27 protein-coding genes and 1 tRNA gene are annotated in these 25,970 nt (G+C 62.2%); 22 read left to right on the top strand and 6 right to left on the bottom strand.

Annotated features, from left to right (window positions below; all coding sequences use genetic code 11):
- Window positions 1-135 precede the first annotated feature (135 nt).
- The 4 genes from ACFRFQ_RS26505 to ACFRFQ_RS26490 all read right to left on the bottom strand — a co-directional run bounded on the left by ACFRFQ_RS26505 (window position 136) and on the right by ACFRFQ_RS26490 (window position 3,345).
- Window positions 136-1,032 (bottom strand): glycosyltransferase, encoded by an 897-nt coding sequence (locus ACFRFQ_RS26505; protein ID WP_378664464.1) that lies wholly within the window; start codon window positions 1,030-1,032, stop codon window positions 136-138.
- On the bottom strand, window positions 1,029-1,835 hold the full coding sequence (locus ACFRFQ_RS26500) for an ABC transporter ATP-binding protein (RefSeq protein WP_138871390.1): 807 nt from the start codon (window positions 1,833-1,835) through the stop codon (window positions 1,029-1,031). Before ACFRFQ_RS26500 ends, ACFRFQ_RS26505 begins: the two co-directional genes overlap by 4 nt.
- A 24-nt stretch (window positions 1,836-1,859) precedes the next feature.
- Window positions 1,860-2,732 carry an ABC transporter permease gene (locus tag ACFRFQ_RS26495; protein ID WP_378664461.1) on the bottom strand — a complete coding sequence of 291 codons (873 nt, stop codon included), beginning with the start codon at window positions 2,730-2,732 and terminating at the stop codon, window positions 1,860-1,862.
- Window positions 2,733-2,796: 64 nt separating this feature from the next.
- Window positions 2,797-3,345 (bottom strand): bacterial proteasome activator family protein, encoded by a 549-nt coding sequence (locus tag ACFRFQ_RS26490; protein WP_138871392.1) that lies wholly within the window; start codon window positions 3,343-3,345, stop codon window positions 2,797-2,799.
- Between the two features lie 131 nt (window positions 3,346-3,476).
- Here ACFRFQ_RS26490 and ACFRFQ_RS26485 point away from each other — a divergent pair, with 131 nt between their 5' ends.
- On the top strand, window positions 3,477-4,679 hold the full coding sequence (locus ACFRFQ_RS26485) for a cysteine desulfurase-like protein (protein ID WP_138871393.1): 1,203 nt from the start codon (window positions 3,477-3,479) through the stop codon (window positions 4,677-4,679).
- 16 nt (window positions 4,680-4,695) lie between these two features.
- Here ACFRFQ_RS26485 and ACFRFQ_RS26480 read toward each other — a convergent pair whose 3' ends face one another.
- Window positions 4,696-5,685, bottom strand: a complete 990-nt coding sequence (locus ACFRFQ_RS26480; protein ID WP_378664459.1) for an NAD(P)H-quinone oxidoreductase — start codon at window positions 5,683-5,685, stop codon at window positions 4,696-4,698.
- On the opposite strand from ACFRFQ_RS26480, the gene ACFRFQ_RS26475 reads away from it, so the two are divergent.
- From ACFRFQ_RS26475 to ACFRFQ_RS26405, 15 genes are all read left to right on the top strand, one after another.
- Window positions 5,684-6,928, top strand: a complete 1,245-nt coding sequence (locus ACFRFQ_RS26475) for an alpha-hydroxy-acid oxidizing protein (RefSeq protein WP_378664457.1) — start codon at window positions 5,684-5,686, stop codon at window positions 6,926-6,928. The two genes, ACFRFQ_RS26480 and ACFRFQ_RS26475, sit on opposite strands and share 2 nt — an antisense overlap.
- Window positions 6,929-7,133: 205 nt before the next feature.
- Complete coding sequence (locus ACFRFQ_RS26470) at window positions 7,134-7,604, top strand: MarR family winged helix-turn-helix transcriptional regulator (RefSeq protein ID WP_378664654.1); 471 nt, start codon at window positions 7,134-7,136, stop codon at window positions 7,602-7,604.
- Window positions 7,605-7,657: 53 nt separating this feature from the next.
- Window positions 7,658-7,747: transfer RNA gene (locus tag ACFRFQ_RS26465), tRNA-Ser, on the top strand.
- 577 nt (window positions 7,748-8,324) lie between these two features.
- The gene (locus tag ACFRFQ_RS26460) at window positions 8,325-10,037 is read left to right on the top strand and encodes an ammonium transporter (RefSeq protein ID WP_378664455.1); all 1,713 of its coding nucleotides are present in this window, start codon (window positions 8,325-8,327) and stop codon (window positions 10,035-10,037) included.
- A gap of 19 nt (window positions 10,038-10,056) precedes the next feature.
- Entirely contained in the window at window positions 10,057-10,359 is a 303-nt protein-coding gene (locus ACFRFQ_RS26455) for an urease subunit gamma (protein WP_378664453.1), read from the top strand.
- A 63-nt stretch (window positions 10,360-10,422) separates the two neighbouring features.
- Window positions 10,423-10,860, top strand: a complete 438-nt coding sequence (locus ACFRFQ_RS26450) for an urease subunit beta (RefSeq protein ID WP_378664451.1) — start codon at window positions 10,423-10,425, stop codon at window positions 10,858-10,860.
- Between the two features lie 35 nt (window positions 10,861-10,895).
- Window positions 10,896-12,614: an urease subunit alpha gene (locus tag ACFRFQ_RS26445; RefSeq protein ID WP_378664449.1), complete on the top strand. Its 1,719-nt coding sequence runs from the start codon at window positions 10,896-10,898 to the stop codon at window positions 12,612-12,614.
- A 9-nt stretch (window positions 12,615-12,623) separates the two neighbouring features.
- Window positions 12,624-13,283 carry an urease accessory protein UreE gene (ureE, locus tag ACFRFQ_RS26440; protein WP_378664447.1) on the top strand — a complete coding sequence of 220 codons (660 nt, stop codon included), beginning with the start codon at window positions 12,624-12,626 and terminating at the stop codon, window positions 13,281-13,283.
- Window positions 13,267-13,980: an urease accessory protein UreF gene (locus tag ACFRFQ_RS26435; RefSeq protein ID WP_378664446.1), complete on the top strand. Its 714-nt coding sequence runs from the start codon at window positions 13,267-13,269 to the stop codon at window positions 13,978-13,980. The genes ureE and ACFRFQ_RS26435 overlap by 17 nt, the downstream gene beginning before the upstream one ends.
- 10 nt (window positions 13,981-13,990) lie before the next feature.
- Window positions 13,991-14,632: an urease accessory protein UreG gene (ureG, locus tag ACFRFQ_RS26430; protein WP_378664445.1), complete on the top strand. Its 642-nt coding sequence runs from the start codon at window positions 13,991-13,993 to the stop codon at window positions 14,630-14,632.
- Window positions 14,629-15,588: an urease accessory protein UreD gene (locus ACFRFQ_RS26425; protein WP_378664443.1), complete on the top strand. Its 960-nt coding sequence runs from the start codon at window positions 14,629-14,631 to the stop codon at window positions 15,586-15,588. The genes ureG and ACFRFQ_RS26425 overlap by 4 nt, the downstream gene beginning before the upstream one ends.
- Window positions 15,589-15,623: 35 nt before the next feature.
- Window positions 15,624-16,667: an urea transporter gene (gene yut / locus ACFRFQ_RS26420; protein WP_378664441.1), complete on the top strand. Its 1,044-nt coding sequence runs from the start codon at window positions 15,624-15,626 to the stop codon at window positions 16,665-16,667.
- A 104-nt stretch (window positions 16,668-16,771) separates the two neighbouring features.
- Window positions 16,772-17,293 (top strand): gluconokinase, encoded by a 522-nt coding sequence (locus tag ACFRFQ_RS26415; RefSeq protein WP_378664439.1) that lies wholly within the window; start codon window positions 16,772-16,774, stop codon window positions 17,291-17,293.
- Entirely contained in the window at window positions 17,290-18,072 is a 783-nt protein-coding gene (locus ACFRFQ_RS26410) for an SDR family oxidoreductase (protein WP_378664437.1), read from the top strand. Before ACFRFQ_RS26415 ends, ACFRFQ_RS26410 begins: the two co-directional genes overlap by 4 nt.
- Before the next feature lie 48 nt (window positions 18,073-18,120).
- The gene (locus ACFRFQ_RS26405) at window positions 18,121-19,047 is read left to right on the top strand and encodes a D-isomer specific 2-hydroxyacid dehydrogenase family protein (RefSeq protein WP_378664436.1); all 927 of its coding nucleotides are present in this window, start codon (window positions 18,121-18,123) and stop codon (window positions 19,045-19,047) included.
- Here the strand turns inward: ACFRFQ_RS26405 and nac are convergent.
- Window positions 19,041-19,964 carry a nitrogen assimilation transcriptional regulator NAC gene (gene nac, locus ACFRFQ_RS26400; protein ID WP_138871407.1) on the bottom strand — a complete coding sequence of 308 codons (924 nt, stop codon included), beginning with the start codon at window positions 19,962-19,964 and terminating at the stop codon, window positions 19,041-19,043. The genes ACFRFQ_RS26405 and nac overlap by 7 nt on opposite strands.
- A 176-nt stretch (window positions 19,965-20,140) precedes the next feature.
- Between nac and ACFRFQ_RS26395 the strand changes: the two genes are divergently transcribed.
- The 6 genes from ACFRFQ_RS26395 (at window position 20,141) to ACFRFQ_RS26370 (ending at window position 25,950) form a co-directional block, all read left to right on the top strand.
- Entirely contained in the window at window positions 20,141-20,944 is an 804-nt protein-coding gene (locus ACFRFQ_RS26395) for a LamB/YcsF family protein (RefSeq protein WP_378664433.1), read from the top strand.
- On the top strand, window positions 20,941-21,648 hold the full coding sequence (locus ACFRFQ_RS26390; RefSeq protein ID WP_378664427.1) for an allophanate hydrolase subunit 1: 708 nt from the start codon (window positions 20,941-20,943) through the stop codon (window positions 21,646-21,648). Before ACFRFQ_RS26395 ends, ACFRFQ_RS26390 begins: the two co-directional genes overlap by 4 nt.
- Window positions 21,641-22,714 carry a biotin-dependent carboxyltransferase family protein gene (locus ACFRFQ_RS26385; protein WP_378664426.1) on the top strand — a complete coding sequence of 358 codons (1,074 nt, stop codon included), beginning with the start codon at window positions 21,641-21,643 and terminating at the stop codon, window positions 22,712-22,714. The genes ACFRFQ_RS26390 and ACFRFQ_RS26385 overlap by 8 nt, the downstream gene beginning before the upstream one ends.
- A complete protein-coding gene (locus ACFRFQ_RS26380) occupies window positions 22,711-24,045 on the top strand; it encodes an MFS transporter (protein WP_138871411.1) in 1,335 nt (444 codons plus the stop codon). The genes ACFRFQ_RS26385 and ACFRFQ_RS26380 overlap by 4 nt, the downstream gene beginning before the upstream one ends.
- Window positions 24,046-24,139: 94 nt before the next feature.
- Window positions 24,140-24,895 carry an SDR family oxidoreductase gene (locus tag ACFRFQ_RS26375; RefSeq protein WP_378664424.1) on the top strand — a complete coding sequence of 252 codons (756 nt, stop codon included), beginning with the start codon at window positions 24,140-24,142 and terminating at the stop codon, window positions 24,893-24,895.
- An 11-nt stretch (window positions 24,896-24,906) separates the two neighbouring features.
- The gene (locus tag ACFRFQ_RS26370; protein ID WP_378664422.1) at window positions 24,907-25,950 is read left to right on the top strand and encodes an L-idonate 5-dehydrogenase; all 1,044 of its coding nucleotides are present in this window, start codon (window positions 24,907-24,909) and stop codon (window positions 25,948-25,950) included.
- Window positions 25,951-25,970 lie beyond the last annotated feature (20 nt).

The following is a 25,970-nucleotide window of genomic DNA, read 5'->3' as shown; positions in this document are numbered from 1 at the left end:
CGAAGAATTGTGAGTATTGACGGTGCTGAAAGTGCGGGACACGACAGTCATCAATACTCACTCCTCGAAACCTTCAGGACGCACCATGCGTCGACACAGAATCGTCTCAGGCAGTGGCCGAGCTGTGCAACCGAATTAACTCGGTCGCTCGAACTTCTCTTCCCGGCCGAGTTTGCGCAGCCGCATCCACTCGCGCAGACCGGCCGGATCGCGCCGGGTGATCAGGAAGTACCAGCCGAACCGAACCCATTCCTGCGGAAGCAGTTTGCGCATTCCGGGTTGCGAGAGGATGTACCCGCGGTTGCGGTACGTGAAGAAGCGCTTGGTGTCGTTGTCCGGGTATTGCGTGTGCATCCGCCCGCCGAGGATCGGCTTGAATTCTTCGGCGCCGTTGGGATGTACGTAGGCGGTCTGCAGGCACGTGCCGAATTTGAGGCCGGATCGTACGAGTCGACGGTGTACTTCCACTTCGTCCCCACGGACGAACAGTCGAAGATCGGGCACTCCGACGGCGTCGATGGCGTCGGCGGTGAACAGAGCGCCGTTGAAGAGTGACGCGATTCCGGGCAGGAGATCCTCGGAGCCCAGCTCGCTACGCAGCCGCCGCCAGGAGGTGCCGCGGCGCAGTGGGAACGCCAGGCGGTCAGGATCGTCGATGTCGCAGACAACAGGGGAGACCTCGGCGAGATCGTGTCGCACCGCGCACGCGAGCAGGGTTTCGAGCACTTCGGGTCCCTCGGGGCGACCGTCGTCGTCGGCGAGCCAGACCCGGTCTGCGCCGAGTGACAATGCATACAGAATGCCCAGGGCAAATCCTCCGGCACCGCCGAGATTGTGCTTCGAGCCGATGTAACTGGTGGGCAGGGAAGCACCCTCGACCAGTTCACGTACAGCGTCTTCGTCGGCGTTGTCGATCACAACGAGGTGATCGAGCGGCCGGGACTGAGTGCTGAGCACCTTCAGGGATTCGGCCAGCAGTTCACGACGCTTGTGTGTGACAACGACCCCGACAATTTTCTCGGGTGTGCTCACGCGGGCGTCTCCCGTTCCATGTCTCTGATCACATGGCGGACGTGTTCGGCTGCGTCGTCGCCCTCGTACGCTCGGACAACGTCTTCGATGTCACCGTGCATGCGGATCTGGCCGTGATCGATCCACATCGCGCTGTTGCAGAGTTGAGCGAGGAACTCGTTGGAGTGGCTTGCGAAGACCAGGATGCCGGAGCGTTCCACCAGTTTCTGCAGGCGAACGCGGGCCTTCTTCATGAACTCTGCGTCGACGGCGCCGATGCCTTCGTCGAGGAGAAGGATTTCCGGGTCGATGCTGGTGACGACGCCCATGGCGACGCGCACGCGCATGCCGGTGGAGTAGGTGCGCAGCGGCATCGAGAGGTATTCGCCGAGTTCGGTGAAGTCGGCGATCTCATCCATCTTCGCGAGCATCTGCTTGCGGGTCTGCCCGAGGAACAGGCCGCGGATGATGATGTTCTCGTAGCCGGAGATTTCGGGGTCCATGCCGACACCGAGGTCGAAGACGGGTGCGACGCGGCCGCGGATGGTGGCTGTTCCTCGGGTCGGTTCGTAGATCCCGGAGAGTAGGCGCAGCAGGGTGGATTTGCCGGCGCCGTTGTGTCCGACCAGTCCGATGCGGTCGCCTTCCTTGAGCGACATGGTGATGTCGCGGAGTGCTTCGACGACAACGACATCGGAGTCGTTGCGGCCGATGGATCCGCCGGCCTTTCCGAGGAAAGCCTTCTTGAGGGACCGTGATTTAGCGTCGAAGATCGGGAAGTCGACGCACGCGTTCTGCGTGTGGATGCTGACTGGCTGACTCATGTGTTTCCTCTAGCCCTTTTTCCTCTAGACCCAGTAGGGCACGCGGGCCCGGTACTTGCGGAGTGCCAGGATCGCGATAGCCCAGCCGATCACGGTGAGGGCGATGACGATGTACCAGTGGTAAGCCTGCTGGTCAGCTCCGATGAGTGGTGCTCGGATGATCTCGAGGTAGTGGTACAGCGGGTTGAGTTCGGCGAGCTTCACTCGCTCTGCAGCTTCTGGACTTTGATCCTTGAGCGCCTGCGTCGTCCACATGATGGGCGTCAGCACGAACAACAGCAGGGTGAGGCTGCCGAGGATGGGTGCGATGTCGCGGTACCGGGTGGAGAAGATGCCGAACACGATCGACACCCACAGTGTGTTCGCCACGATCAGCACAAACGCCGGTATTGCAGCGAGTGCTGTCCAGCTCATGTTCTGCCAGATGCTGAACGCGAACAGGAGAACTATGTAGATCGCGAAGTTGTGCGCGAAGAACAGCACCTGACGCCACACCAGGCGATACACATGCACGCTCAGTGCCGACGGCAACTGCTTGATCAGGCCTTCGTTGGCAATGAAGACTTCGGAGCCTTCGAGGATGCTGGCACTGATCAGGTTCCAGACGATCAGTCCGACCGTGACGTACGGCAGGAACTCCTTGAGCGGGATGTTCAGCAGTGCGGAGTACAGGAGGCCCATTGCCGCGGCCTGGACGCCGGTGGCGATGGTGATCCAGAAGGGACCGATCACCGATCGGCGATACCGCTGCTTGATGTCCTGCCAGCCGAGGCTCAGCCACAACTCGCGCTGCCGCAATCCATCGCGCAGGTCTTTGAAAGCGCGATGGAAGCTCTGGGAGTCGGACACGGGCACGGGTTGCTCCGACGTCTCGGATTCGGTTGCGGATGCTGACACGGAGGTCGAGCCTACCGGCCCCGGTTCAGCGCGGACTTTTCCTTGGGCGTTGTGGTGGTCGGAGTTACAGATATTGGCCGGTGCCGGGTGACTGTTGGTCGGGGTGCCCCGGGTTCCCGGGTGTGTGGGGGACGCCGATGCTCATGCCCGGAGGTAGTGCGCCTTGACGCATTTGTTCGAGTTGAGCGCGTGCCGCCATCTGCTGGGCGAACAGTGCCGTTTGAATGCCGTGGAAGAGGCCTTCGAGCCATCCGACCAGCTGTGCCTGCGCGATCCGCAGTTCTGCGTCGCTCGGAACGGAGTCGTCGGTGAAGGGAAGGGTCAACCGTTCGAGTTCTTCGCGAAGTTCCGGAGCGAGGCCCTGTTCGAGCTCACGGATCGAGGATCGGTGGATTTCCTTGAGTCGTACTCGGCTGGCGTCGTCGAGCGGTGCGGCGCGCACTTCTTCGAGGAGCTGTTTGATCATGGTGCCGATTCGCATGACCTTGGCCGGCTGCTCGACCATGTCGGCGATGGATTCGCCTTCCGGTTCCTTGGCGTCCTGGCGATCGGTGTTTGTCTCCGCGCCGTCGGGGCCGATGACCAGGATCCGTTCTTCCTCTGGCTTGTTCATAGCTCCATCTTGACGTGTCAGGCCGACAAACTGCACTTAACCCCAAAAAGGTAACCAAATGATAACTGTACCGACGGGTATTTCGGTGTCTGCCTTCGACTACGGAGCCGCTTGCCCCTAGAGTGTCGAGCATGGCTTACGACGTTGCCCGCGTTCGGGGATTGATTCCCTCACTCGGTGACGGCTGGATCCACCTCGACCCGCAGGCGGGTATGCAGATTCCCGACGCAGTCTCTCGGACAGTGTCCACCGCATTCCGGGCAGCCGCGTCGTCGTCGTCCGGTCGGCACGTCTCGAACCGTCGTAGCGCGGCAATCCTGGACAGTGCTCGGTCTGCTGTCGCAGATCTCGTCGGTGGTGATCCGGCAGGTGTTGTCCTGGGTTCGGATCGGGCGGTCCTTCTGGCCTGGCTGGCGGAGTCCCTGAGTTCGCGCCTGGGCCTCGGTACCGGGCTGGTGCTCTCGCGGCTCGACGAGGAAGCAAATGTGGCGCCCTGGCTGCGCGTCGCCGGTCGGTACGGCGCACAGGTGCGTTGGGCAGAAGTTGAAATCGAGACTTGCGAACTGCCCAGTTGGCAGTTCAATGAGCTCATTACCTCCACGACGCGACTTGTAGCTTTAACTGCGGCTTCGCCGATCGTGGGTTCGGCGCCCAATGTGCGTGCAGCGGCGGATCGACTGCACGAATTCGGCGGTCTCATGGTCGTCGACGCCGTCGGTGCTGCTCCCTACGCCCATTTGGATATGGCCGAACTCGGCGCGGACATCATCGCGGTCAGTGCGCCGTCCTGGGGTGGTCCGCAGGTGGGTGCGCTGGTGTTCCGCGATCCCGGCCTGCTCGACCGTATCCCCGCAGTTTCGCTCAATCCGTATGCGCGTGGCGCCGAGCGTCTCGAAGTGGGTGGGCATCAGTTCGCGCTGTTGTCCGGACTCACAGCGTCCATCGATTTCCTCGCCGGCCTCGACGAATCGGCCACGGGCAGTCGTCGCGAGCGCCTCGAGACATCGATCAGTTCACTGCAGAACTATCAAGACGGTCTTTTCGAGCACCTGTTGCGTTCGTTGTCCGCGCTGCCTCACGTGATGGTCATCGGGCATGCGCCGACGCGGGTTCCGACGGTCAGTTTCACGCTCGAAGGTACGGCTGCCGACAAGGTCGCAGCTCATCTTGCCGACAAGCGGATTGCGGTCATGAGCGGCACGCACGGCAACTCGCGCCTCCTCGACGCGTTGGGTGTCAACGACGAGGGCGGCGCAGTCACGATCGGGTTGGCGCCGTATACGACGCGGTACGAGATCAACCAACTTGTTGCCGAACTCGGCACGCTGGGCTGATCTCGTACCTGTTACGTCACTTCACGGTGAGGATGACCTTGCCGACCGTTTTGGGTGAATCCAGCAATTGATGAGCTAATGGCGCTTCGGCAATCGGTAGCTCAATGGAAACGACCGGTTGGACGGAACCGTCGGCGATCAGCGGCCACAGTTTGGCTCGAACGTCGGCCACGATTTCTGCTTTTCCACCCGGACCGGTCAGCGGACGCCCACGTAGGCCCGTCGCGGTGATGCTTCCGCGTTTCCCCATCAACTTGCCGAGGTCCACTTCGCCCTTGCGTCCGCCCTGCATCCCGATGACGACGATGTGCCCGTCCATCGCGAGGGCATCCACGTTCCGGCCCAGGTACGACGCTCCCATGTTGTCGAGAATGATGTCCGCGCCGTGTCCGTCGGTGGCTTCGGAGAGGGCGGCGACGAAGTCCTGGTCGCGGTAGTTGATCGTGATGTCCGCGCCCAGTTCACGGCAGCGAGCCAGTTTTTCCTCCGAGCCGGCGGTGACGGCAACTCGTGCACCGAGGGCTTTGCCGACCTGGATGGCGTGGGTGCCGATTCCGCCGCCGCCGCCGTGGATCAGCAGTGTGTGTCCGCGGCGCAGTCCGGCGCGCATGACCACATTGGACCAGACCGTGCAGGCGACTTCCGGCAAGGACGCAGCGACTCGCAGATCTACCCCCTCGGGTACTGGAAGGAGTTGTGTCGCAGGTACTGCCACCTTCTCGGCATATCCGCCACCGGCAAGCAGTGCGCACACTTCGTCGCCGACGGCCCAATCGGTGACACCTTCGCCGAGTTGGCTGATGACGCCGGAGCATTCGAGTCCGAGGACGTCGCTCGTGCCGGGTGGCGGCGGGTAGAAACCTTGGCGTTGCAGGAGGTCGGCACGGTTGACGGCGGTGGCGGCGACGTCCACCAGCACGTGCCCACGAGGCACTTCCGGATCGGACTGCTGCGCCCAGGTCATGACCTCGGGGCCGCCTGGCTGGTCGATAGTGGTGGCGTACATGGATACGACGCTAGCGAATCCCCCCGCAGTAGGCGGGTTTGGCGCTACGGTCGCTGTCGTGACTTACTTCGGGAACATGCAGAACGAGATCTATCTGAGCGGCCTCGGCGGTACCGTCCCGTCGCTGCCCATGACGGCGGCCGGGCTGGAAGCTGCCGCGCGTGAGCAACTCTCACCGGAAGCCTTCGGGTATATCGCGGGCAGCGCCGGGACCGAGCGCACTGCCGCATCGAACCTCCGGGCGTTCGAGAGGCACGCGATCGTGCCGCGCATGTTTCGCGGCACCGCTGCCCCAGACGCCCGTGATCTGAGCGTCGAGGTGCTCGGTACGCGTTTGGCTGCGCCGATTTTGACTGCGCCCGTCGGTGTACTCGGTTTGGTTCACGACGACGCGGAGGTCGCGGTCGGTTCGGTCACCGCGGAATTGGGGATCGGCTCGGTTCTGTCGACTGCGGCTTCGTCGACCATCGAAGACGTCGGCGCGGTGTCGGGCGAGAACTGGTGGTACCAGTTGTACTGGCCGGCGGACGACGAGCTTGCCGAATCGCTCGTCCGCCGTGCTGACATTGCGGGAGCCAAGGCCATTGTGGTGACGGCCGATACGCCTGGCATGGGTTGGCGTCCAAGAGATCTGACATTGGGGCACCTACCGTTTCTGCGGGCGAAAGGCATCGCGAACTACCTCTCCGATCCGGTCTTCCGCTCGAAGTTGGCGTCGCCGCCCGAGGAAAGTGCGGAGGCGCTGCAGATTGCGGTCTTGACGTGGGTGTCGCTCTTCGGCAATCACACCGTCCGGATGGCGGATATCGCGAAACTTCGCCAGTGGACGTCACTTCCGATCGCAGTCAAGGGAATCGTTCATCCCGACGACGCTCGCGCCGCGGTAGCGGCAGGTGCCGACGGAATCATCGTGAGCAACCACGGTGGTCGCCAGGTGGACGGCGCGATATCGGCATTGGACGCGTTGGGGCCGATTGCGTCGGCCGTCGGACATGAAGCCGACATTCTGATGGATTCGGGTATTCGGTGTGGTGCCGACGTGATCATCGCGCTGGCTCTCGGGGCGAAGGCGGTTTTGTACGGGCGGCCGTGGGTATACGGCTTGGGATTGGCAGGCGCAGACGGCGTCCGTCATTCTTTGCGGAGCTTGCTTGCCGATTTCGATCTCACGATGGGACTGGCTGGGTTGTCGTCGGTGGGGGAAATCGACAGGTCCTCAGTGGTGGCCACTTCCGGACATTAGCGGCAATGGCCGGTTCAGGACTTCGGACCGATGAAGAAGACTGAATGTGGCCTATGCAGGTCTAAACTGGGGAGCCGTGACAACTGACACGACAACCGACGAGGCTCCAGCGGTGCGGGAGCCATCCAGTGTGCTGGCGGAGACGCCTACTGCGCAGCAAGAGATGTCCACTGCGCAGCAAGAAATGTCCACTGCGCAGCAAGAAATGTCCACTGCGCAGCAAGAGACTCCGTGGCTGACGCCCGCCGAGATGCGCGCCTGGCGCGGCTACATGGACGGCAATCAGCGGCTCATGGAGGTCTTGAACCGGGAGCTGCAGGACTCGCACGATCTCTCGTTGGCGGATTACCGCATCCTCGTGATGTTGTCGGAATCTCCGGACGGTTCAACTCGGATGAGCGACTTGGCGGACGGTGTCCTGTCTTCGCGCAGCCGCCTCACGCACCAGATCCGTCGGATGGAGTCCCAGGGCATCGTCGTGCGCACTACGTGCGCCGAGGACGGGCGCGGTGTGCTTGCACAGATCACCGATGAGGGGCGTCGACGGCTTGCTGCTGCCGCACCCACCCACGTTGCGGGTGTGCGCAAGAATCTCGTGGATTTGTTGACCCCGACGGAGCTGGAAGTGCTGGCAGACGTCTTCTCGAAGGTTGATGCGGCCATCGGCGATCGCTGAGTAACGGGGAGCCGTTTTCACAGTTCGCGAGTGCACCGGATAGTATCGCCCACGGAAGCGTGGCAGAGCGGCCGAATGCACTCGCCTTGAAAGCGAGCGTGGCGTTAAACCCACCGGGGGTTCAAATCCCTCCGCTTCCGCCAAGAGTCCCTCACCTGCTGATGCAGGTGAGGGACTTTCTTGTCTGACTGAATTTGTCGGTTATTTGTTGCAGCGTGCAACTTTATGGGATATTCCAAGAATAGGATTTCCGCCGCCGGTGAAATTGGCCGCGCCAGTGGAAATGAATGTATTTCTAAATATCCAATGAATGCTCAGGTGAACACTTGAGTCACTATTGACGGCAGTACCTGACCAATCGGTCAGGTATCGAGCGGGACCTTCGTAACTTTAAATTCGACCTCGATGTTTCGGAATCGAGAGCTTGCCGAGGGAGTGGATCCAGCTGATATCTCGCCGTGACGATGCTGATCGAAACTTGTTATCGATCGGTAATCGCAAGAGTGAAATCTACTCTGTCCGTTACTGTTTCGATGCCAATTTCAGGACGGATCCCTAAAACCGCGCAAACCCGCCATTCGGTACAAAATGTGCAACCATGACACCGACGCCTTCGGTTTGGACATTTGCTGTCGGTGTTAACCGCGCACCGTCGCTCATACGTATTACGAGAAATGTCGAGACCTGCTGCGGTCTCCTTACTCGGAGGTGGTTTTACCGATGCTTGCGGAAACGGTAATAAATAGTGGTGACACGGCCTGGGTACTTATTTCCGCAGGTCTTGTGCTCTTTATGGTCCCAGGTCTCGCGTTTTTCTACGCCGGATTGGTGCGCGGCAGTAGCGCGCTGGTGATGTTGCAGCAGAACCTGGTTCCGCTCGGCCTGGTGTCCATCACCTGGATAGTCTTCGGCTACAGCTTTGCGTTCAGCGGTGACTGGGGATCAGGCTTCCTCGGGGATCTGAAACTCTTCGGCTTGCAGGACATTCACACTGCCGCTGCGCCGGGCTTTCACTTGATCGAAGGTGCGGTCGCAGTCCCGACCTTGGCATTTGTGGCCTATCAGATGATGTTCGCGATCATCACGCCCGCTTTGATCACCGGCGCGACGGCTAACCGTCTCAAGCCGTTGGGTTGGGCTGTTCTCCTCGTTTTGTGGTCGATCATCGTCTACCCGCCGATTGCGCACTGGCTCTTCAACCCCGAGGGGTGGCTCGCTCTGCGCGGGGCGCAGGACTGGGCCGGCGGAATCGTCGTGCACGCCTCCGCAGGTGCTGCTGCACTCGCGATCTTGCTGGTTGTCGGTAAACGCCCCGGCTGGCCGAACGCGGAGGCCGTTCCGCACTCCGTCCCGTTGGCTCTGATCGGCGCAGGCATCTTGTGGTTCGGATGGTTCGGCTTCAACGCCGGCGACGGTCTGGCGGCGGATGGTGTTGCGGCGCAGGCCTTGATCAACACTCACATTGCCGCTGCGGGCGGCATGGTCGTCTGGCTGGTCATCGAGCGATATACCGAGGGCAAGGCCACGGCGATCGGCGGAATCACCGGCGCAGTGGCAGGTCTGGCGACTGTCACTCCTTGTGCCGGTTTCGTCAGTACATTCTCCGCCTTGGCAATTGGTGCGCTCGCCGGATTGATCTGCCACTTCGCGTTGGCCCTCAAGTCGATTTTCAAGTTCGACGATGCTCTCGACGTCATCGCCGTCCACTTCGTCGGCGGCATCCTCGGATCGTTGCTTCTGGGTCTGTTTGCGGAGAAGGCGATCAATCCGATCGGACGGGACGGACTCCTGTTCGGCGGCGGACTCGGATTACTCGGTGAGCAGGCCTTGGCCTTGGTCGTCGTCATCGCCTTCTCGTTTGTCGTGACCTGGTTGATCGCCACGGGAATCGAGAAGACCATCGGACTCAAGTTGGCTCCGAAAGACCAGGTCAACATCGATCGCCGTCAGCAAGGAATGGACGCGTACCGCTACAACGCGGCATTTGTCGACGCGGGTGGAGCGCCGCAATCGAGCGGGTTCGACGGGGGAGCCACGGTCGAGGGAGAGAAACTTGCTCCCAATCCCGGTGCGCAGAAACATGAACTCATCACCGCCGTCCTCCAGACCATCGAGTCCGAGAAGCTGCGCGAGGCGCTGCTGGCGGCGGGAGCGGAATCGATTGTCGTGTCGGAAGCGCATGTATCCGCGAGTGATTCGGATTCACTCAAGTTCCGCGGACAACGCAATGACGTTGTCTTCGCCGAGCGATTGCGGGTTGAAGTCCTTGCACCGTCCGACCGCACCCAAGCCGTGCTCGATGCAATCAATCGGCACTCCCTTGGAAGGAGGAGCGGATTCGTGCAGCAATCCGCGGAACCGTTGTCCGGGCAGCGCGCCCCGGATTCGGACGCTGACCCTTTCGACCCTGACCACACGGAAGTGAAGATATGAGCGAGAAGGAGTCGTCGGAATGCATCTGACACCGAGAGAACTCGACAAGCTGACCATCCTCATGTTGGCTGATGTCGCCTTGCGACGAAAAGCAAAGGGGCTCAAGCTTAATCACCCGGAGTCGGTGGCCGTCATCACGGCGGCGGCACTCGAGGGTGCTCGCGAGGGGAAAACTCTCGAGGAAGTCATGGCGGACGCGTCGCACGCATTGACGGTCGACGACGTCATGGAAGGTGTTGCGGACATGATTCCGCGCGTGCAGGTCGAGGCGGTGTTCCTCGACGGTAGCCGCCTTGTCACCGTGCATTCGCCCATCCAGTAGCCCGGCACACACTCCAGCACCACAGACACTCCAGCCCGGCAGACCAACTCAGGAGTATCGAAGATGGCATCGAAATCATCGAAGAAGGATTCCGGCGACAACAAGAAGGTTCCGGTCGGGGGATACGTCCTGCGGGATGAACCGATCGAGATCAACGAGGGCCGGCCGCGTCTGAAGTTGCGCGTTCGAAATACGGGTGACCGGCCCGTTCAGGTGGGCTCGCACTATCACTTCATGGAGGTCAATCGCGCATTGTCCTTCGATCGTGAACAGGCTTTCGGTTGGCGCCTGGACATTCCCGCCGGAACTGCGGTGCGCTTCGAACCGGGTGACGAGAAGGAAGTGACGCTGGTGCCGTTCGGTGGCAAGCAGCGCGCCCACGGTTTCAACAGTCTGGTGGACGGTTGGGCTCCCACGCATGCCGCGTATCGCCCGCGTCTGCCACGTGCCGTCGCTCTCGCAGACGAGCTCGGTTTCCTGTCCGAACCACAATCCGACTGATTCTCGTTGACGGCGGTCGAAGGAGCGCAATACCCATGACAAGCATTTCACGGCAAGAGTATTCGGGGCTGTTCGGTGTCACGAAGGGTGACCAGATCAGGCTCGGCAACACCGACCTCTACATCGAGGTCGAAGAAGATCTTCGCACCATCGGCGACGAGTCGATCTACGGCGGCGGCAAAACGCTACGCGACGGTATGGGTCAGGATCCGGCGTCGTGCAGTCGTGACGGCGCGCTCGACCTGGTGATCACCAACGTCGTGATCCTCGACGCCACGATCGGTGTCGTCAAAGCCGATGTCGGTATCAAGGACGGAAAGATCGTCGGGTGGGGCAAAGCCGGCAACTCGAGCACGATGGAGGGCGTGACGCCGGGACTCACGACGGGACCGGCAACGGATGCCATCTCCGGCGAGCAGTTGATTCTGACTGCAGCGGGTATCGATCCGCACGTGCACCTCGTTTCTCCTCAGCAGGCATACCACGCACTCAGCGGTGGTGTGACAACGCTGATCGGCGGCGGTATCGGGCCGTCCGACGGCACCAACGGCACCACCATCACCTCGGGCATCTGGAACATGGAGATGATGCTCAAGGCCAATGAGGGTCTTCCCGTCAACATCGCGATGTTGGGCAAGGGGAACTCGTCCGGCTACCCGTCTCTGATCGAGCAGATCAAGGCGGGGGCCGCGGGGCTCAAGGTCCACGAGGACTGGGGCGCAACACCGGCCGCGATCCGGGCATCGCTGCGTGCCGCGGACGAGATGGACGTTCAGGTTGCCATTCACACGGACACTTTGAACGAAGCCGGCTACGTCGAGGACACCATTGCGGCCTTCGAGGGGCGCACCATTCACACCTATCACAGTGAGGGCGCCGGCGGCGGTCACGCACCGGACATCCTGAGGGTGACCGGTGAGGACAATGTTCTTCCGGCGTCGACCAACCCGACGTTGCCGTACGGCATCAACACGCAAGCCGAGCTGTTCGACATGATCATGGTCTGTCACAACCTCAATCCCAAAGTACCGTCCGATGTTTCGTTTGCCGAGTCGCGTGTTCGCGCGGAGACGATCGGTGCGGAGAACGTGCTGCAGGATATGGGAGTCATCTCGATGTTCTCGAGCGACTCGCAGGCAATGGGCCGGGTCGGCGAGAACTGGCTCCGGGCGATCCAGACGGCCGACTGCATGAAACGTGCTCGTGGAAAGCTGCCGGAGGACTCGCCGACACACGACAACTTCCGGGTTCTGCGGTACGTCGCGAAGACGACGATCAATCCGGCGATGACGTTCGGGTTGTCCCACGTGATCGGATCCATCGCTCCGGGAAAAATGGCGGATCTTGTTCTCTGGGAACCCGCTTTCTTCGGTGCGAAGCCTAAAATGATCATCAAGAACGGAATGATCAGTTGGCACGCCATGGGAGATCCGAACGCATCACTACCGACTCCGCAGCCGGTGATCTACCGGCCGATGTTCGGCGGGTTCGGTAAGGCGCTCCCCGAGAGTTCGGTGTCGTTCGTGTCCCAGGCCGCACTCGACGACGGCATCAAGGACCGTCTTGGTCTCGAGCGTCAGGTTGTTGCCGTCGAAGGCACTCGCACCGTGACCAAACGCGACCTCGTGCGCAACTCGGCCACGCCGGAGATCAAGGTCGATCCGGAGACCTTCGCGGTGACGGCGGACGGCGTTCACGCCTACGTCGAACCCGCTGAATCCATTCGCCTGAACCAACTTTACTTCTTCAGTTAGGGGAGACCAGTGTCGGGAACAATCACGCATACGCACGGCGGCGACACGACGCCGCATACACACGCCGAGCCGCACGGCGAGATGACCGCGCCGACGGGCAAGCCGCTTCGCGTCGACGCGCTGCTCGGCAAGGAAACCGACGAGGAATGGGCGTCGCGCATCGAAAGCGCTGTGATCGACGTACTTTCGCTGGATCAGTGGGAGGCGCAGAAGAGCCGATTGCGGCGTACGACGCTCGGCGGTCGTGAATTGGCGGTCTCCCTCGATCGCGGGGTTCAGTTGCAGGACGGCGACATCCTGCTGTGGGACGAGCCGGAGAACACCGTCGTCGTTGCCCGGATCAACCTCAAGGACGTTCTCGAGATCGACCTCAGTGCATTGCTCGACGTGACGCCGGAGAAGATGATTCAGACGTGTCTCGAGTTGGGTCACGCTGTGGGTAACCAGCATTGGCCGGCAGTGGTGAAGGGTATGAAGGTCTATGTGCCGCTGACGGTAGACAAAGCTGTCATGGGTTCGGTGATGCGCACGCACGCGTTCGAGGGCATCGAGTACACCTTCATTCCCGGCGCCGAGGTCATTCCCTACATCGCTCCGCACGAAGCACGCCGATTGTTCGGTGCGGCAGCGCGCGAGGGTGAGGGCCATACCCATGACCCCCTCATGTGAAGGGTCGCAGCTGAGCATCAACCGTGCGATGCGGATGATGCAATTTGCCGATTCGATGTTCCCGGTCGGTTCCTTCTCGTTCTCGAACGGGTTGGAATCGGCCGTGGCACAGGGAATTGTCACGGACGGTCCGTCGTTACGGGAGTTTGTCCTCTCTGCCGCCCATCAGGGTGCAACGTGCGACGGTATTGCCGTGCTCGCTGCCCACCGCGGTGCATCGGACGGCGACTTCTCGACAATTCTGGCGGCTGATCATGCGGTGATCGAACGCAAATTGAACGAAGAGTCCCGAACGATGACCACCCGGATGGGAAAGAAACTGGCGGAACTCGGTGGCCGACTCGTAGGCGAGACGTTGTTCACCAAGTGGCTGGCGGCGATCGAGACGGGAGAGACTCCCGGTACGTATCCGGCGGGGCTTGGAATTGCTTTCGCGGAGATGGGCTCTCCGGAGCAGGATGCCTTTACCGTTCATCAGTACGGTGTGGCGATGACGCTTCTGGGTGCCGCACTCCGTATCGTGCGGGTAGATCACCTTGCCACGCAAGAGATTCTGTTCGAAGTGAATCAGACCGCCGACGGCGAGTATGCGGCCGTTCGCGAGTACGGGCTCGACGACATGTCCAACTTTTCCCCGATGATCGACATTCTGGCTGCGGTTCATGTCAAGGCGCATGTCCGAATGTTCATGAACTAGAAGGAGAATCATGAAGAAGACAACGCGCATCGGAATCGGCGGCCCTGTGGGTTCGGGCAAGACTGCCCTCATCGAGGCGATCACACCGGAATTCGTGAAGCGGGGAACCAGTGTTCTGATCATCACCAACGACGTGGTCACCACCGAGGATGCCAAGCATGTGCGTAAGGCGCTCAAAGGTGTTCTCGTGGAGGAACGCATCGTCGGCGTCGAGACTGGCGCGTGTCCCCATACCGCCGTTCGTGAGGACCCCAGCATGAATCTCGCGGCGGTCGAGGATATGGAGCGAACATTCCCGGACACCGACATCGTGTTCATCGAAAGTGGTGGTGACAACCTCACTCTGACGTTCAGTCCCGCTCTCGTCGACTTTTTCATCTATGTCATCGACGTAGCTGCGGGAGACAAGATTCCGCGTAAGAACGGGCCCGGGATCTCGCAGTCGGACATCCTGGTCATCAACAAGACAGATCTGGCGCCGTACGTGAAGGCTGACCTGGGGGTCATGGATCGGGATTCGAAGGGCATGCGCGGCGACAAGCCGTTTGTCTTCACCAATTGCATGACCGGCGAAGGTATCAAGGAAGTGGTAGACCTCATCGTGCACGGTGTCCTCTTCGACGAAGAGGAAGTGGGAGCGAGCGCGCAGTGAGTGCTCCCGCTGTTCCGGGAGGTGCGCGGTCGCTCCCGAGGCCGATCCCGACCATTCCGGAACTCGATCAGTACCAGGATCAGCCGAAGCAAGCCCCGGCCGGCAAGGTGGGCAAGACCGGGGTACTCGAGATGCGTTTTGTCGATCGTGGCGACAAGACGATTCTCCGGGACATGTACCGCAAGACACCGTTACTCGTTCAACAGGCGCTGTACTGGGACGAAGCGCTGCCGACAATGCCGTGTGTCTACATGATCTCGACGTCTGGCAGTGTGCTGCAGGGTGATCGGCTGTTTCTGACTATCGACATGGAGCCTGGATCCTTGGCGCACGTCACGACGCAGTCGGCCACCAAGGTGCATCAGATGGACGCGAATCACGCGTCGCAGTTGCAGAAGGTGACCTTGGCCGAAAATTCCTATCTCGAATTGATGCCGGGTGTCACGATTCCGCACCGCAATGCGAGGTACTTTGCGCGAACCGACGTCACAGTGGATCCTTCTGCAACGCTGCTATTTTCGGAAATCGTGATGCCAGGTCGCAAGTACTATCGGACTGCCCAGTCCGATACCGAACTGTTTGTCTACGATCTGTACTCCACCTTGATCAAGGCGCGGCGCCCAGACGGACAGGGTCTCTTCACCGAGAAACTGGTGATCGAACCGCAGCGGTTCCCGGTGCGACACAAGGGAATCATGAGCGATTACGACGTCTTCGGAAACGTCGTACTGCTCACTCCGAAAAATCATGCCGACGAGATACTGGAACAGGTCGTTCCAGGACCCGACGGGAAGGTCTTCTCGGGTGCCAGTCGACTGCCGAACGATGCCGGATTGATCTTCAAGGTCCTGGGCCCCGAGAGTGAACCTGTCAGAGCCAAGGTTCGTGATTTCTGGGCGCTCGTTCGAAAGTCGGTTCTGGATACCACTATTCCGCCCGTCCCGCTCTGGGGATGACGCGGTTCGCCGCGAAAAGGATTGAGGGACGTGCGATGACCACCATCACCAAACCCTGGGACGATATCGCGGACAAGAATGTCGTACTGCGGTTCGTCGACACCAACCTCAAAGGTTCCGGGCAGGTGATGTTTCAGGGCAATGCCCTGACGGGACTGCTGTTTCTCGTCGGCATTTTCTGGGGTGCGATAGCGGCCGACACGATCACCGTGGCGATCGGCGCGGTAGTGGGCTTGGTGGTGTCCACGGTGACGGGGATGCTGCTGCACTCGGATGACGATTCGATGCGCATCGGTTTGTACGGCTACAACGGAATCCTGGTCGGCGCAGCATTTCCCACGTTCCTCGCTGGTGGGGTGATGCTGTGGATCTACCTGGTTGTCGGTGCCGCGGCCTCCACCGTCGCCTTTCTCGCGGTTGCCAACGTCTTCAAGACGTGGGGCGTGCCGGCGCTGACGTTTCCGTTCAACCTCGTCAACTGGTTCTTTCTGCTCGCGGCCTTTCAGTTTCTCCGGATCGAAACGTCGGACCTCAGCGCCGCACAATTCCCGCAGCACATCGGGGATGCGTCGGTTCATGCCGATGTCACCGTGGGATTTCTCTGGGACACCCTGTTTCGCAATGTCTCCCAGATCTTCCTGATCAACAACACTATTACGGGCATCATCTTCGTAGTCGCCCTACTGGTCGCGTCGCGCTGGGCTGCGGTGTTCGCCCTTATCGGTTCCGCCGTCGCGATCGGGTCGGTTCTCGCGCTCGGCGCCAACACCGTCGACATCGGCAACGGTCTCTACGGGCTCAGTTCCGTATTGACGGCCATTGCCTTGGGTTCTGTTTTCTACAACCCGTCGTGGCGCGTGTTTGTCTACACGGTCTTCGGTGTGCTTGTCACCGTTGTCATTCACGGCACCCTCGTCTCGGCCTTCGCGCCGATCAGCCTGCCCGCCGGAACGGGTCCGTTTGTCTTCGCGACGTGGCTGTTCCTGCTGCCGAAGAAGAAGTTCGTTCCCGTCCAGCACGACACCATCAAGGGTGGAGCGGCCGAGGGCAAGGACTCGATCGTGAAAGCGAACGGATAGGGCTCGAACGGGCAGAAGGGCCTAGATCGTTCCGCTATGGCACCCTCGCGAACCGGTATCGCTCGAGTATTGCCTGGCCTGAGGTAGTCGGGCATGGTCGAAGTATGACGGTGCAGGTAGTTGTGATGGGTGTGGCGGGCGCTGGAAAGAGCACCGTGGCAGTAGGTCTCGCCGTGTCCCTCGGCGCAGACTTCGTAGACGGCGACGATCTGCATCCCGAGTCCAATGTCGCCAAGATGAGATCGGGCACGCCGTTGACCGACGAGGACCGAGCGCCGTGGCTCGACGCAATCGCCGCCTGGCTGTCCGAACGCGCCGATGCCGGCCGTACCGGCGTCGTTGCCTGTTCGGCTCTGCGAAAGCACTACCGGGACCGGTTGCGGCCCGACGGTCTCGACGTACAGTTTGTGCACCTGGACGGTGATTTCGAGACGATCGTGACCCGGATGCGTGCCCGCGCCGGTCACTTCATGCCGGAGAGTTTGCTCATCTCCCAGTTCGACGCCCTGGAACCGCTTACGGACGACGAGCGTGGGATCACGCTGAACGTTGTCTCGAAACCGAGCACACTGGTGGGCGAGGCAGCCGATTACATTCATACATCTCAGAGGAGCGTCACAGCGTGAGTAGCACCGTCAATCCCGGCCTGTTCGATATTTCCGGGAAGGTCGCCCTGGTGACGGGTTCGAGCCGGGGTATCGGTTCGGCACTGGCCACAGGACTTGCCGAGGCCGGCGCCGTGGTCGTTCTCAACGGTCGAAATGCCGAGGTGCTGGAGACGGAGCGTCGACGCATTTCCGAGGCGACCGGCGCGAGCGTGCATGCATACGCGTTCGACGTCACCGATTCGGCTGCCGTCCGCGACGCGGCGACGCGCATCGAAGCCGAGGTCGGTCCGGTCGAGATCGTCGTCAACAACACCGGCGTCCAGCATCGTGCCCCGCTGCTCGAATTCGGCGACGACGATTTCCGGCGCGTCATGGATACCAACCTGACCAGCGCGTTCTATGTCGGACGTGAATTCGCTCGGGCCATGGTCGATCGTGGGCGCGGCAAGATCGTCAACATCTGCTCCGTGCAGAGCGAACTGGGCCGAGCGGGTATCGCACCGTACGCGGCCAGCAAGGGCGGGCTCAAGATGCTCACCCGCGGAATGTGCGCCGACTGGGCGCCGTTCGGTTTGCAGATCAATGCGATCGCACCGGGATACTTCGACACCGAACTGACGTCCGCACTGGTCAACGATCCGGAGTTCACAGCGTGGCTCTCCAAGCGGACCCCCGCCGGACGCTGGGGTCGCACCGAGGAACTGATCGGATCGCTACTGTTCTTGGCGTCCCCGGCATCGGATTTTGTCAACGGTCAGATCCTTTACGTCGACGGCGGTATGACAGCAGTTGTCTGATCGTCCGCTGTTTGATCGCCCGTCACTCTCGAAACAGAAAGTACCCACATGACAGACGCCAGCGCCCCCCGCATCCACCTCGGTCCCGTCGAGGAGCCGCACCTTGCCGACGGAATACGCCGAGCCGGTGGAGTTCTCGTTCCGCTGGCCGAGGCAGAGGGCGTCGTCTGGGCTCAGGGTCCGGATACGTTCCCGTCGTCGCTGCCCGATTCGGTTCGCTGGGTGCAGTTGCCGTTCGCGGGCATCGAGCCGTGGTTCGACGCCGGGGTGATCGACGACAAGCGGGTCTGGACGTCTGCTGCCGGAGCGTACGCGGGCAATGTTGCCGAACATACGATGATGCTTCTCCTCGCCGGAGTTCGTTCTCTCCCCGAACAATTGGCGGCGCAGTCGTGGCGCAAGGAAGAGTTCGACCCGCGGGTGGGCACTTTGCAGGGCTCGACAGTGGCGATCATCGGTTGCGGCGGAATCGGCCGCGCATTGATCCCGTACCTCGCCGCATCCAAGGTCAAGGTCATTGCGATCACCCGTTCGGGAACTCCGGTCGAGGGCGCTGCCGAGACTCTCTCGGCTGACCGTACCGGTGAAATCTGGTCCAAGGCAGATCACTTCGTGATCGCGGCGCCGTCGACATCGGCGACCCGGCATCTGGTCGGCAAGGCTGAACTGGACCAGATGTCGGAGTCGAGTTGGATCGTGAACATCGCGCGCGGCACCCTGGTCGACACGGATGCACTGGTCGACGCTCTCGAGTCCGGTTCGATCGGCGGCGCGGCGCTCGATGTCACCGATCCCGAACCGCTGCCGGACGGACACCGGTTGTGGAAGCTGCCCAACGCGATCATCACTCCGCACGTCGCCAATCCCGCTACGACGCTCACCCGCGTTCTGGCAGATCACGTGGCCGCCAACGTCGCTCGATTCGCTGCGGGTGAGGACTTGGCTGCCGTAATCGATCCGTCGGCGGGCTACTGACCGCTCGCGTTGGTTCCCTTCACGTAGTCGGCCACGACGGTGCGCAGAACATCGCGCACCGCCTCGGCCGGCTTGGAGAGGGGCTGATTGGCCGGAGTGCCGAGGGAGACATGGACTTCGATGCCCGGCTCGATGCGTCGTAGCTCCAGGGCTTCGACGTCCATGACCCGACGGGCCACGGACCACGGCAGGACCGTCGCGCCCAATCCGGTGCGCACGGCCTCGGACAGCGTCATCACCGATTCCACTTCGGCCACGACGTTCGGTTGCTGCTCCGCCCGGTCGAAAGCCTGCTCCACCACTTTTCGGATGGTGTGCATCCGTCCCGGAAGCAACAGGGGCAGTTCGGTGATCTCGGACAGAGAGATGTCGGATCCCGATTCGCCTGCCAGTCCGGTACCGAACGGCGCGACCACCACCAATTCCTCGGTGAGCAGCCGTTCGAAGGTGACACCCTTGATCGGACCGGCGTCGTACAACAACGCCAGATCCATGCGGCCGGTCATCATTGCTTCGCTGAGCACGCCACCGAAGTTTTCGTTGATGTGCAACAAGATATTCGGGTGCTGCTCGCGCACGCGGGCCAAGAGCGGCAAGGCGATTGCCGTCGCGGTGCTGTACGGAGCGAGGCCGACGGAAACGCCGCCCGCGAGCGCCCGCCCGACCACGGATACCTCGGCCTGCGCACTCTCCACCTGACGCAGAATCACCTGAGCATGCCGATACAACGCATGCCCCGCATCGGTCGGTTCGACGCCCTGTTTGCTGCGGATCAGGAGTTGCTGACCGAACTGCGTTTCGAGCGACGTCATCTGCTGGCTCAGCGCGGGTTGCGCGATATGCAGAATGTCGGCGGCTCGGGTGATGCTGCCGGCATCCACAATTCGTACGAACGAGTAGAGCCTTCTCGTATCCATGGTGTGCAAACTACCAGCTCAGCCGACATATCGAATTCCGATCACCCCAACGCAAAATGGTATTAACAACCCTTTGGAGATCCTGAGTAGCGTCCCAGAAACACAAAAGGCAACACACAGGACAACGACGGGCAACGGCGCCCGTACGACTCCGCAAACAAACCGGGAGGACCGAAATGGCAACCAGTGTTGATCTTGTCGCCGATCTCGGCGAAGGTTTCGGCGCGTGGACCATGGGCGCCGACGAAGCTTTGCTCGATACTTTGACGTCGGCCAATATCGCCTGCGGATTCCATGCGGGTGATCCGCGCACGATGGATTCCACGGTTCGCGGCTGCGTGGCCCGCGGAATCGGAATCGGCGCGCACCCGAGTTTCCCGGACCTCGCCGGGTTCGGCCGTCGCGCGATGGATCTCAGTGAGAACGAGGTGCGCACCGATGTGCTGTTTCAACTGGGTGCACTCCATGCTTTTGCGGTCGCGAACCGAACATCGTTGTCCCACATCGCTCCCCACGGCAAGCTCGGGAATCTTGTTGCCGTACGCCAGGATTACGCCCGCGCTGTGGTCGATGCCGTCACGGCCTTCGATCCGTCGTTGATCGTGCTCGCTCAGGACGGAGCGTTGGCCGACGAGGCGAACGCCCGAGGGTTGAGTGTCGGTATCGTCGGCATCGCGGATCGTGCATACAACGCCGACGGAACGCTTGTGGCCCGCAGCGAGCCGGGAGCGGTGATTCACGACATCGACGTTCTGGTCGAGCGGACTGTTCGCATGGTGGTCGAGGAAGTCATCGAAGCGTTGGACGGCACCCTGATCCCGGTTGTCGCCGATACAGTCCTCGTGCACGGTGACAATCCCGGCGCCGTCGCGAACGCAAAGGCGATCCGCGCCGCTCTCGAAGCCGCCGGTGTCACCATCGCGCCCCTGGCCCAGGTCGTGGCGTCACGCCGTGCACGTGATGTCGGGTGTTCGGCGTGAAGACCGCCGTCGACGACTGCGGTGACGCCGCAGTCCGGGTCTGTGTCCGAGGCGGAACCGTCGAGCAGAACTGGGACACCGTCCGCTCGATCGCAGCACGCCTCGACCCCAGCGCGGACGGCATCGTCAGCGTTATTCCGACGTACGACGCCCTGCTCGTCGAGTTCGACAACCTCCTCACCGACCACGACGCCGTCCGCGCACTGGTGTCCGATGCAGCGGCAGCCCCCGAGCCACGGTGGGGCGCACCCCGGACGTTCGAGATCCCCGTCGTCTACGGCGGCGAGTACGGACCGGACCTACGCGAGACGGCACAGTTCCTCGGCGTCTCCGACACCGAAGTGATCCGTCTGCACTCCGAGGCTCCGCTGGTCATGCGTTGTTACGGCTCACCCGGCGGCGCTCCGATGCTCGACGGCCCGGCGTTCGGCCTTCCCATCCCGCGTCGATCGAGCCCGCGGCCCCGCGTCGCGGCCGGTTCGGTTGCGGTGGCCGGACGTCAGGCAGTCGTTTCGGCAAAGCCGGCACCCGGCGGTTGGGCCGTCATCGGCCGCACCCCACTCACCTTGGTCGATCCGACGGCGGAGCAGATTTCTGTCTACCGCCCGGGCGATCTGTTCGTCTTCCGCGCGATCGATGCCGATCGCTGGGACGAATTCGACGGACGCTCGCTCCTGCCGGCCGGAGGCGATTCCCATGGCTGAGACCATCACCGTCCTGACACCCGGAATCAGTTCCGTGCAGGATTTGGGCCGCGGATCGGCGTCGCAGTTCGGTCAGGCGACGGGCGGCGCAGCCGACCAGATCAGCGCGGAGATCGCCAACGTGTTGGTGGGCAGCAGGCGCGAGGCTCCGCTGCTGGAGCTGACGGCGCTCGACTTCGCCGCGTCGGCGTCCACGGATCTGCTGATCGCGGTCACGGGTGCACCGGCAACGGTGACCGTCGACGGCCATCGGCAACCGCAGTGGGAGCCGATCGTCTGGCGCGCCGGTCAGCGGCTTGCCGTCACCGGAATCCACGACGGGCTGCGCGTCTACATCGCCGTCCACGGGGAGTTGACGGCCGACTACCTGCTGGGGAGCTGCGCTCCCGACCAGGTCCTCGGATTCGGCCATCACCTGACTGCGGGGGAGTCGCTCGTCATCGACGCCGACTGCCCGCCGATCGACCACCCGGTGTTCCGGCTGCCGGTGTTCCGGCTGCTACCGGACCGGCCCGCCTTCGGGAATGTGTGGACGCTCGACGTGACGGACGGCCCCGACATCGAGGACTTCGGCGACAGCGTTGCCGCGCTCTTCGACACCGAATTCGTCGTGGGCGATCAGAGCAACCACATCGGGCTGAGGCTGGCGCCTACCGATCAGCGACCGCTCCCACAGCGCACCAGCACCGGTGAGGTCCTTTCCCGCGGCGTCCCCATCGGCGCCATCGAAGTACCCGCAGGCAACGAACTTCTGGTCCTGCATCGAGGTAGAGGCGTCACCGCCGGCTATCCGGTGCTGGCCGTCGTCACCACAGTTTCACTCTCACAGCTGGGACAGGCCCGACCAGGGCACCGTGTCCGATTCCGGAACTGCAGCGTCGCAACGGCCGTTGCAGAGCACCGTGAACAGCAGCACCGCATCGCCTTGCTGAGGCGGCGTGTGGAGAACGTATTCACCACCCTCCGGATACCTCTTCACACCTCGGAAGCCCGAGTACCGAGCCACGTCGGCACCACACGCCCCGCGAGCGCTCCGCGCCGCGCGTCTATTTTGGAGACAGCATGACCAACACCATCGAAGCGGTAGACGGCCAGGTAGCCGACCCGCGCAAGGTCCGGAAAGTCGTCGCAGCGGGCTGCGTCGGCATCTTCGTCGAGCTCTACGACAACGGCGTCTTCGCATTCATGGCGACGGCGCTGGCGATCGTGTTCTTCGACGTCTCGAAGTCGAGCGACGCTCTCATGCTGGTGTTCGCCGGCTACGCGGTCTCGTTCTTCGTCCGGCCTCTCGGCGCGGTGGTCTGCGGCATCCTCGGCGACCGGATCGGCCGACAGAAGATGTTGGTGTTCGTCATCATGCTGATCAGTGTGGCTACCGCCGGTATCGGCTTGCTGCCCACCTACGCGGCCATCGGCATCGCGGCACCGGCGCTACTGATCTTCCTGCGGATCGTGCAGGGATTCTCCGTCGGTGGTGAAGCAGCCGGCGCCATGACGTTCCTCGCCGAGCACGCCCCGGAAGGCAAGCGCGGCCTGATCACGAGCTACGCGCAGATCGCGTCGTTCCTGGCACTGCTGACCGGAACGATGATCGCGTTTGCCATGTCACCGTGGCTCAACGCCGAAGCCATCAACGGCGGCGGACTCGCATCGTGGGCGTGGCGCATCCCGTTCCTCATGGCCATTCCGATGGGAATCATCGGCTGGTACATCCGTCGCGCGATCTCCGATACCCCGAACTTCGAGCGGCTCAAGGAATCCGGCGGCTTGTCGCGCAATCCGCTCAAGGAAGCGTTCTCCACTCCCGAGCACCGTCGCGCCATGATTCTCGCCCTGTTCATCCCGCTGATGAACGGTTCCGGCTACTACGTTCTGTTCTCATACATGCCCACGTTCCTCAAGGGCGATCAGATCGGATTCTCCACCAGTACGGCACTTCTCGTCACCGCCTCCAGCCTCGTGGCGATCTGTCTCGCGATCCCGTTCATGGGTGCCCTTTCCGACCGGATCGGCCGTAAGAAGGTCATCGCCGGTGCTGCTGCGGCAATGGCGATCGGCGCGATCCCTTGCTACGCCATGATCGTGACCGGCAATATCGGACTCGCTGTTCTCGGTGCCTGCCTCATGGCGGTGATCTTCGCCGGACACACAGCCGTCATCCACATCCTGATCGTCGAACTGTTCCCCACTCGGGTTCGCTACTCCGCCTACGGTTTGGGATACAACATCTCGTCCGCACTCTTCGGTGGTACTGCGCCGCTGCTGATGACGTGGCTGATCCCCGAATTCGGTATCTACGTTCCCGCGTTCTACGCGGTCATCACCGCAGTCGGCACCCTGATCGCGGTCAGCACCATCACCGATCGCGCCCACGTTCCGCTGCGCGACACTCTGTGACTTCAGTCGTGAGTCACTCCTGATCCGGCCCGGTGGTCGCCTGCAGTTGCGGCGGCCGCCGGGTCATACCAATTTCTTCCTGTAGGAGCACACAATGCCTTTCTCCGATTACCGCACAGCACTCGTCACCGGCGCCAACACCGGGATGGGCGCCGCAGTCACCGAGATGTTCACCAAGCGTGGACTCACCGTCTACGGCGTCGCCCGCAATGCCGACAAGCTCGGTGAGGTCGCCGATCGCACCGGAATGATCCCGCTGCCCGTGGATATCACCGACACCGCCGCGCTCGCCGAAGCTGTTGGCGGACTGGAGATCGACATCCTGGTCAACAATGCCGGAGTGTCCGCCACGGGAAACATTCTCGACGCCGAAGAAGCGTCCGTCGACGCGATGGTGGACGTGAATCTTCGTGCCGTGCTGCACCTGTGCCGCATTCTGCTGCCGGGAATGGTGGAGCGCGATCTCGGCCACGTCGTCAACATCAGTTCCATCGCCGGCCTGTACAACTTCTACGGCCACACGGCCTACCACGCGACCAAGGCTGCGGTGCACCAGATTTCGCGTCAGCTTCGCAACGACTGCATCGGCAAGCGGATCCGAGTGACCGAGATCTGCCCCGGCCGGGTCGAGACCGAGATCTTCGGCCGCAACCTCGGTGGCACGCCCGAAGCCATGAAGGAAGCATGGGAAACCTTTTACGAGGGTTATGAATCCATCACCACCAAGGACATCGCGGATACCGTCGAGTTCGCGATCGACGCTCCCGGCCATGTCAACCTGGGTCTCATCGAGGTGCTCCCCACCTTCCAGGTTCCCGGTGGCCTCGACTTCATCCGCCGCAACGACTGAGAGAGCGCATCATGAGTTTTGCACTACCGGATACGACGCTCGGAGTGGTGGCCCACGCGGCCGGTGACCTGCGAGTTGAGCAACGTGCGCTGACCGCGCCGACCGCCGAGCAGGCAGTGGTCGAGATCGCCTACGGCGGCGTCTGTGGATCGGATCTGCACTACTGGACGCACGGCGCGGCGGGGGAGTCGATTCTCGAGGCTCCGATGCTGCTCGGCCATGAGGTAGTCGGCACGGTCGTGGCGGCCGCCGCCGATGGAACCGGGCCGGCAGTCGGAACTGCCGTAGCCGTACACCCCGCAACGCCCGGCGGCACCACTCCGCGGTTCCCGAGTGATCGGCCCAACCTCTCGCCCTGCTGCACATACCTGGGCAGCGCGGCGCAATACCCGCACACCGAAGGTGCATTCGTGAAATACGCGGTGCTCCCGACGCGCATGCTCCGCGAACTGCCCGAGGGGCTGGACCTGCGGACCGCGTCGGTGGCCGAGCCGGCAAGCGTTGCCTGGCATGCTGTTTCGCGAGCGGGAGACGTTCGCGGCAAGAAGGCACTGGTCGTCGGTTGCGGTCCCATCGGCGCCCTGGTCGTAGCCGTACTCAAACGGGCAGGCGCGCAGTCGATCACCGCGGTCGACATGCACGACGTTCCGCTGCAGATCGCGTCGACGCTCGGTGCGGATCGGATTCTGAAGGCCACCGACGCGGATGCCGTCGCCGCATCCGATGCCGACGTCGTCATCGAGTGCACCGGTAATCATCGGGGGCTCGAATCCGCTATCCGCGGGGCGACGCGAGGTGGACGGGTAGTCATGCTCGGGCTTCTTCCGTCCGGTCCCCAACCGGTACACATCTCGCTGGCGATCACGCGAGAGTTGGAGATGGTGGGCTCATTCCGCTTCAACGACGAAATCGACGAGGTGCTTCTCGCACTCGCCGACGGTTCCCTGGCTGTTGATGCTGTTCTCACCCACGAATATCCGGTGGCGGAGGCTTTGGAAGCCTTCGCGGTGGCCAAGGACGCTTCGGTGTCGGGGAAGGTGTTGCTGAGGTTCTAAGGCCTTCGGCCCTGTGCGCC

The organism is Rhodococcus sp. NPDC056743 (assembly GCF_042790355.1).
Lineage (GTDB): Bacteria > Actinomycetota > Actinomycetes > Mycobacteriales > Mycobacteriaceae > Rhodococcus_F.
This window is presented reverse-complemented; position numbering and strand designations above follow the sequence as displayed.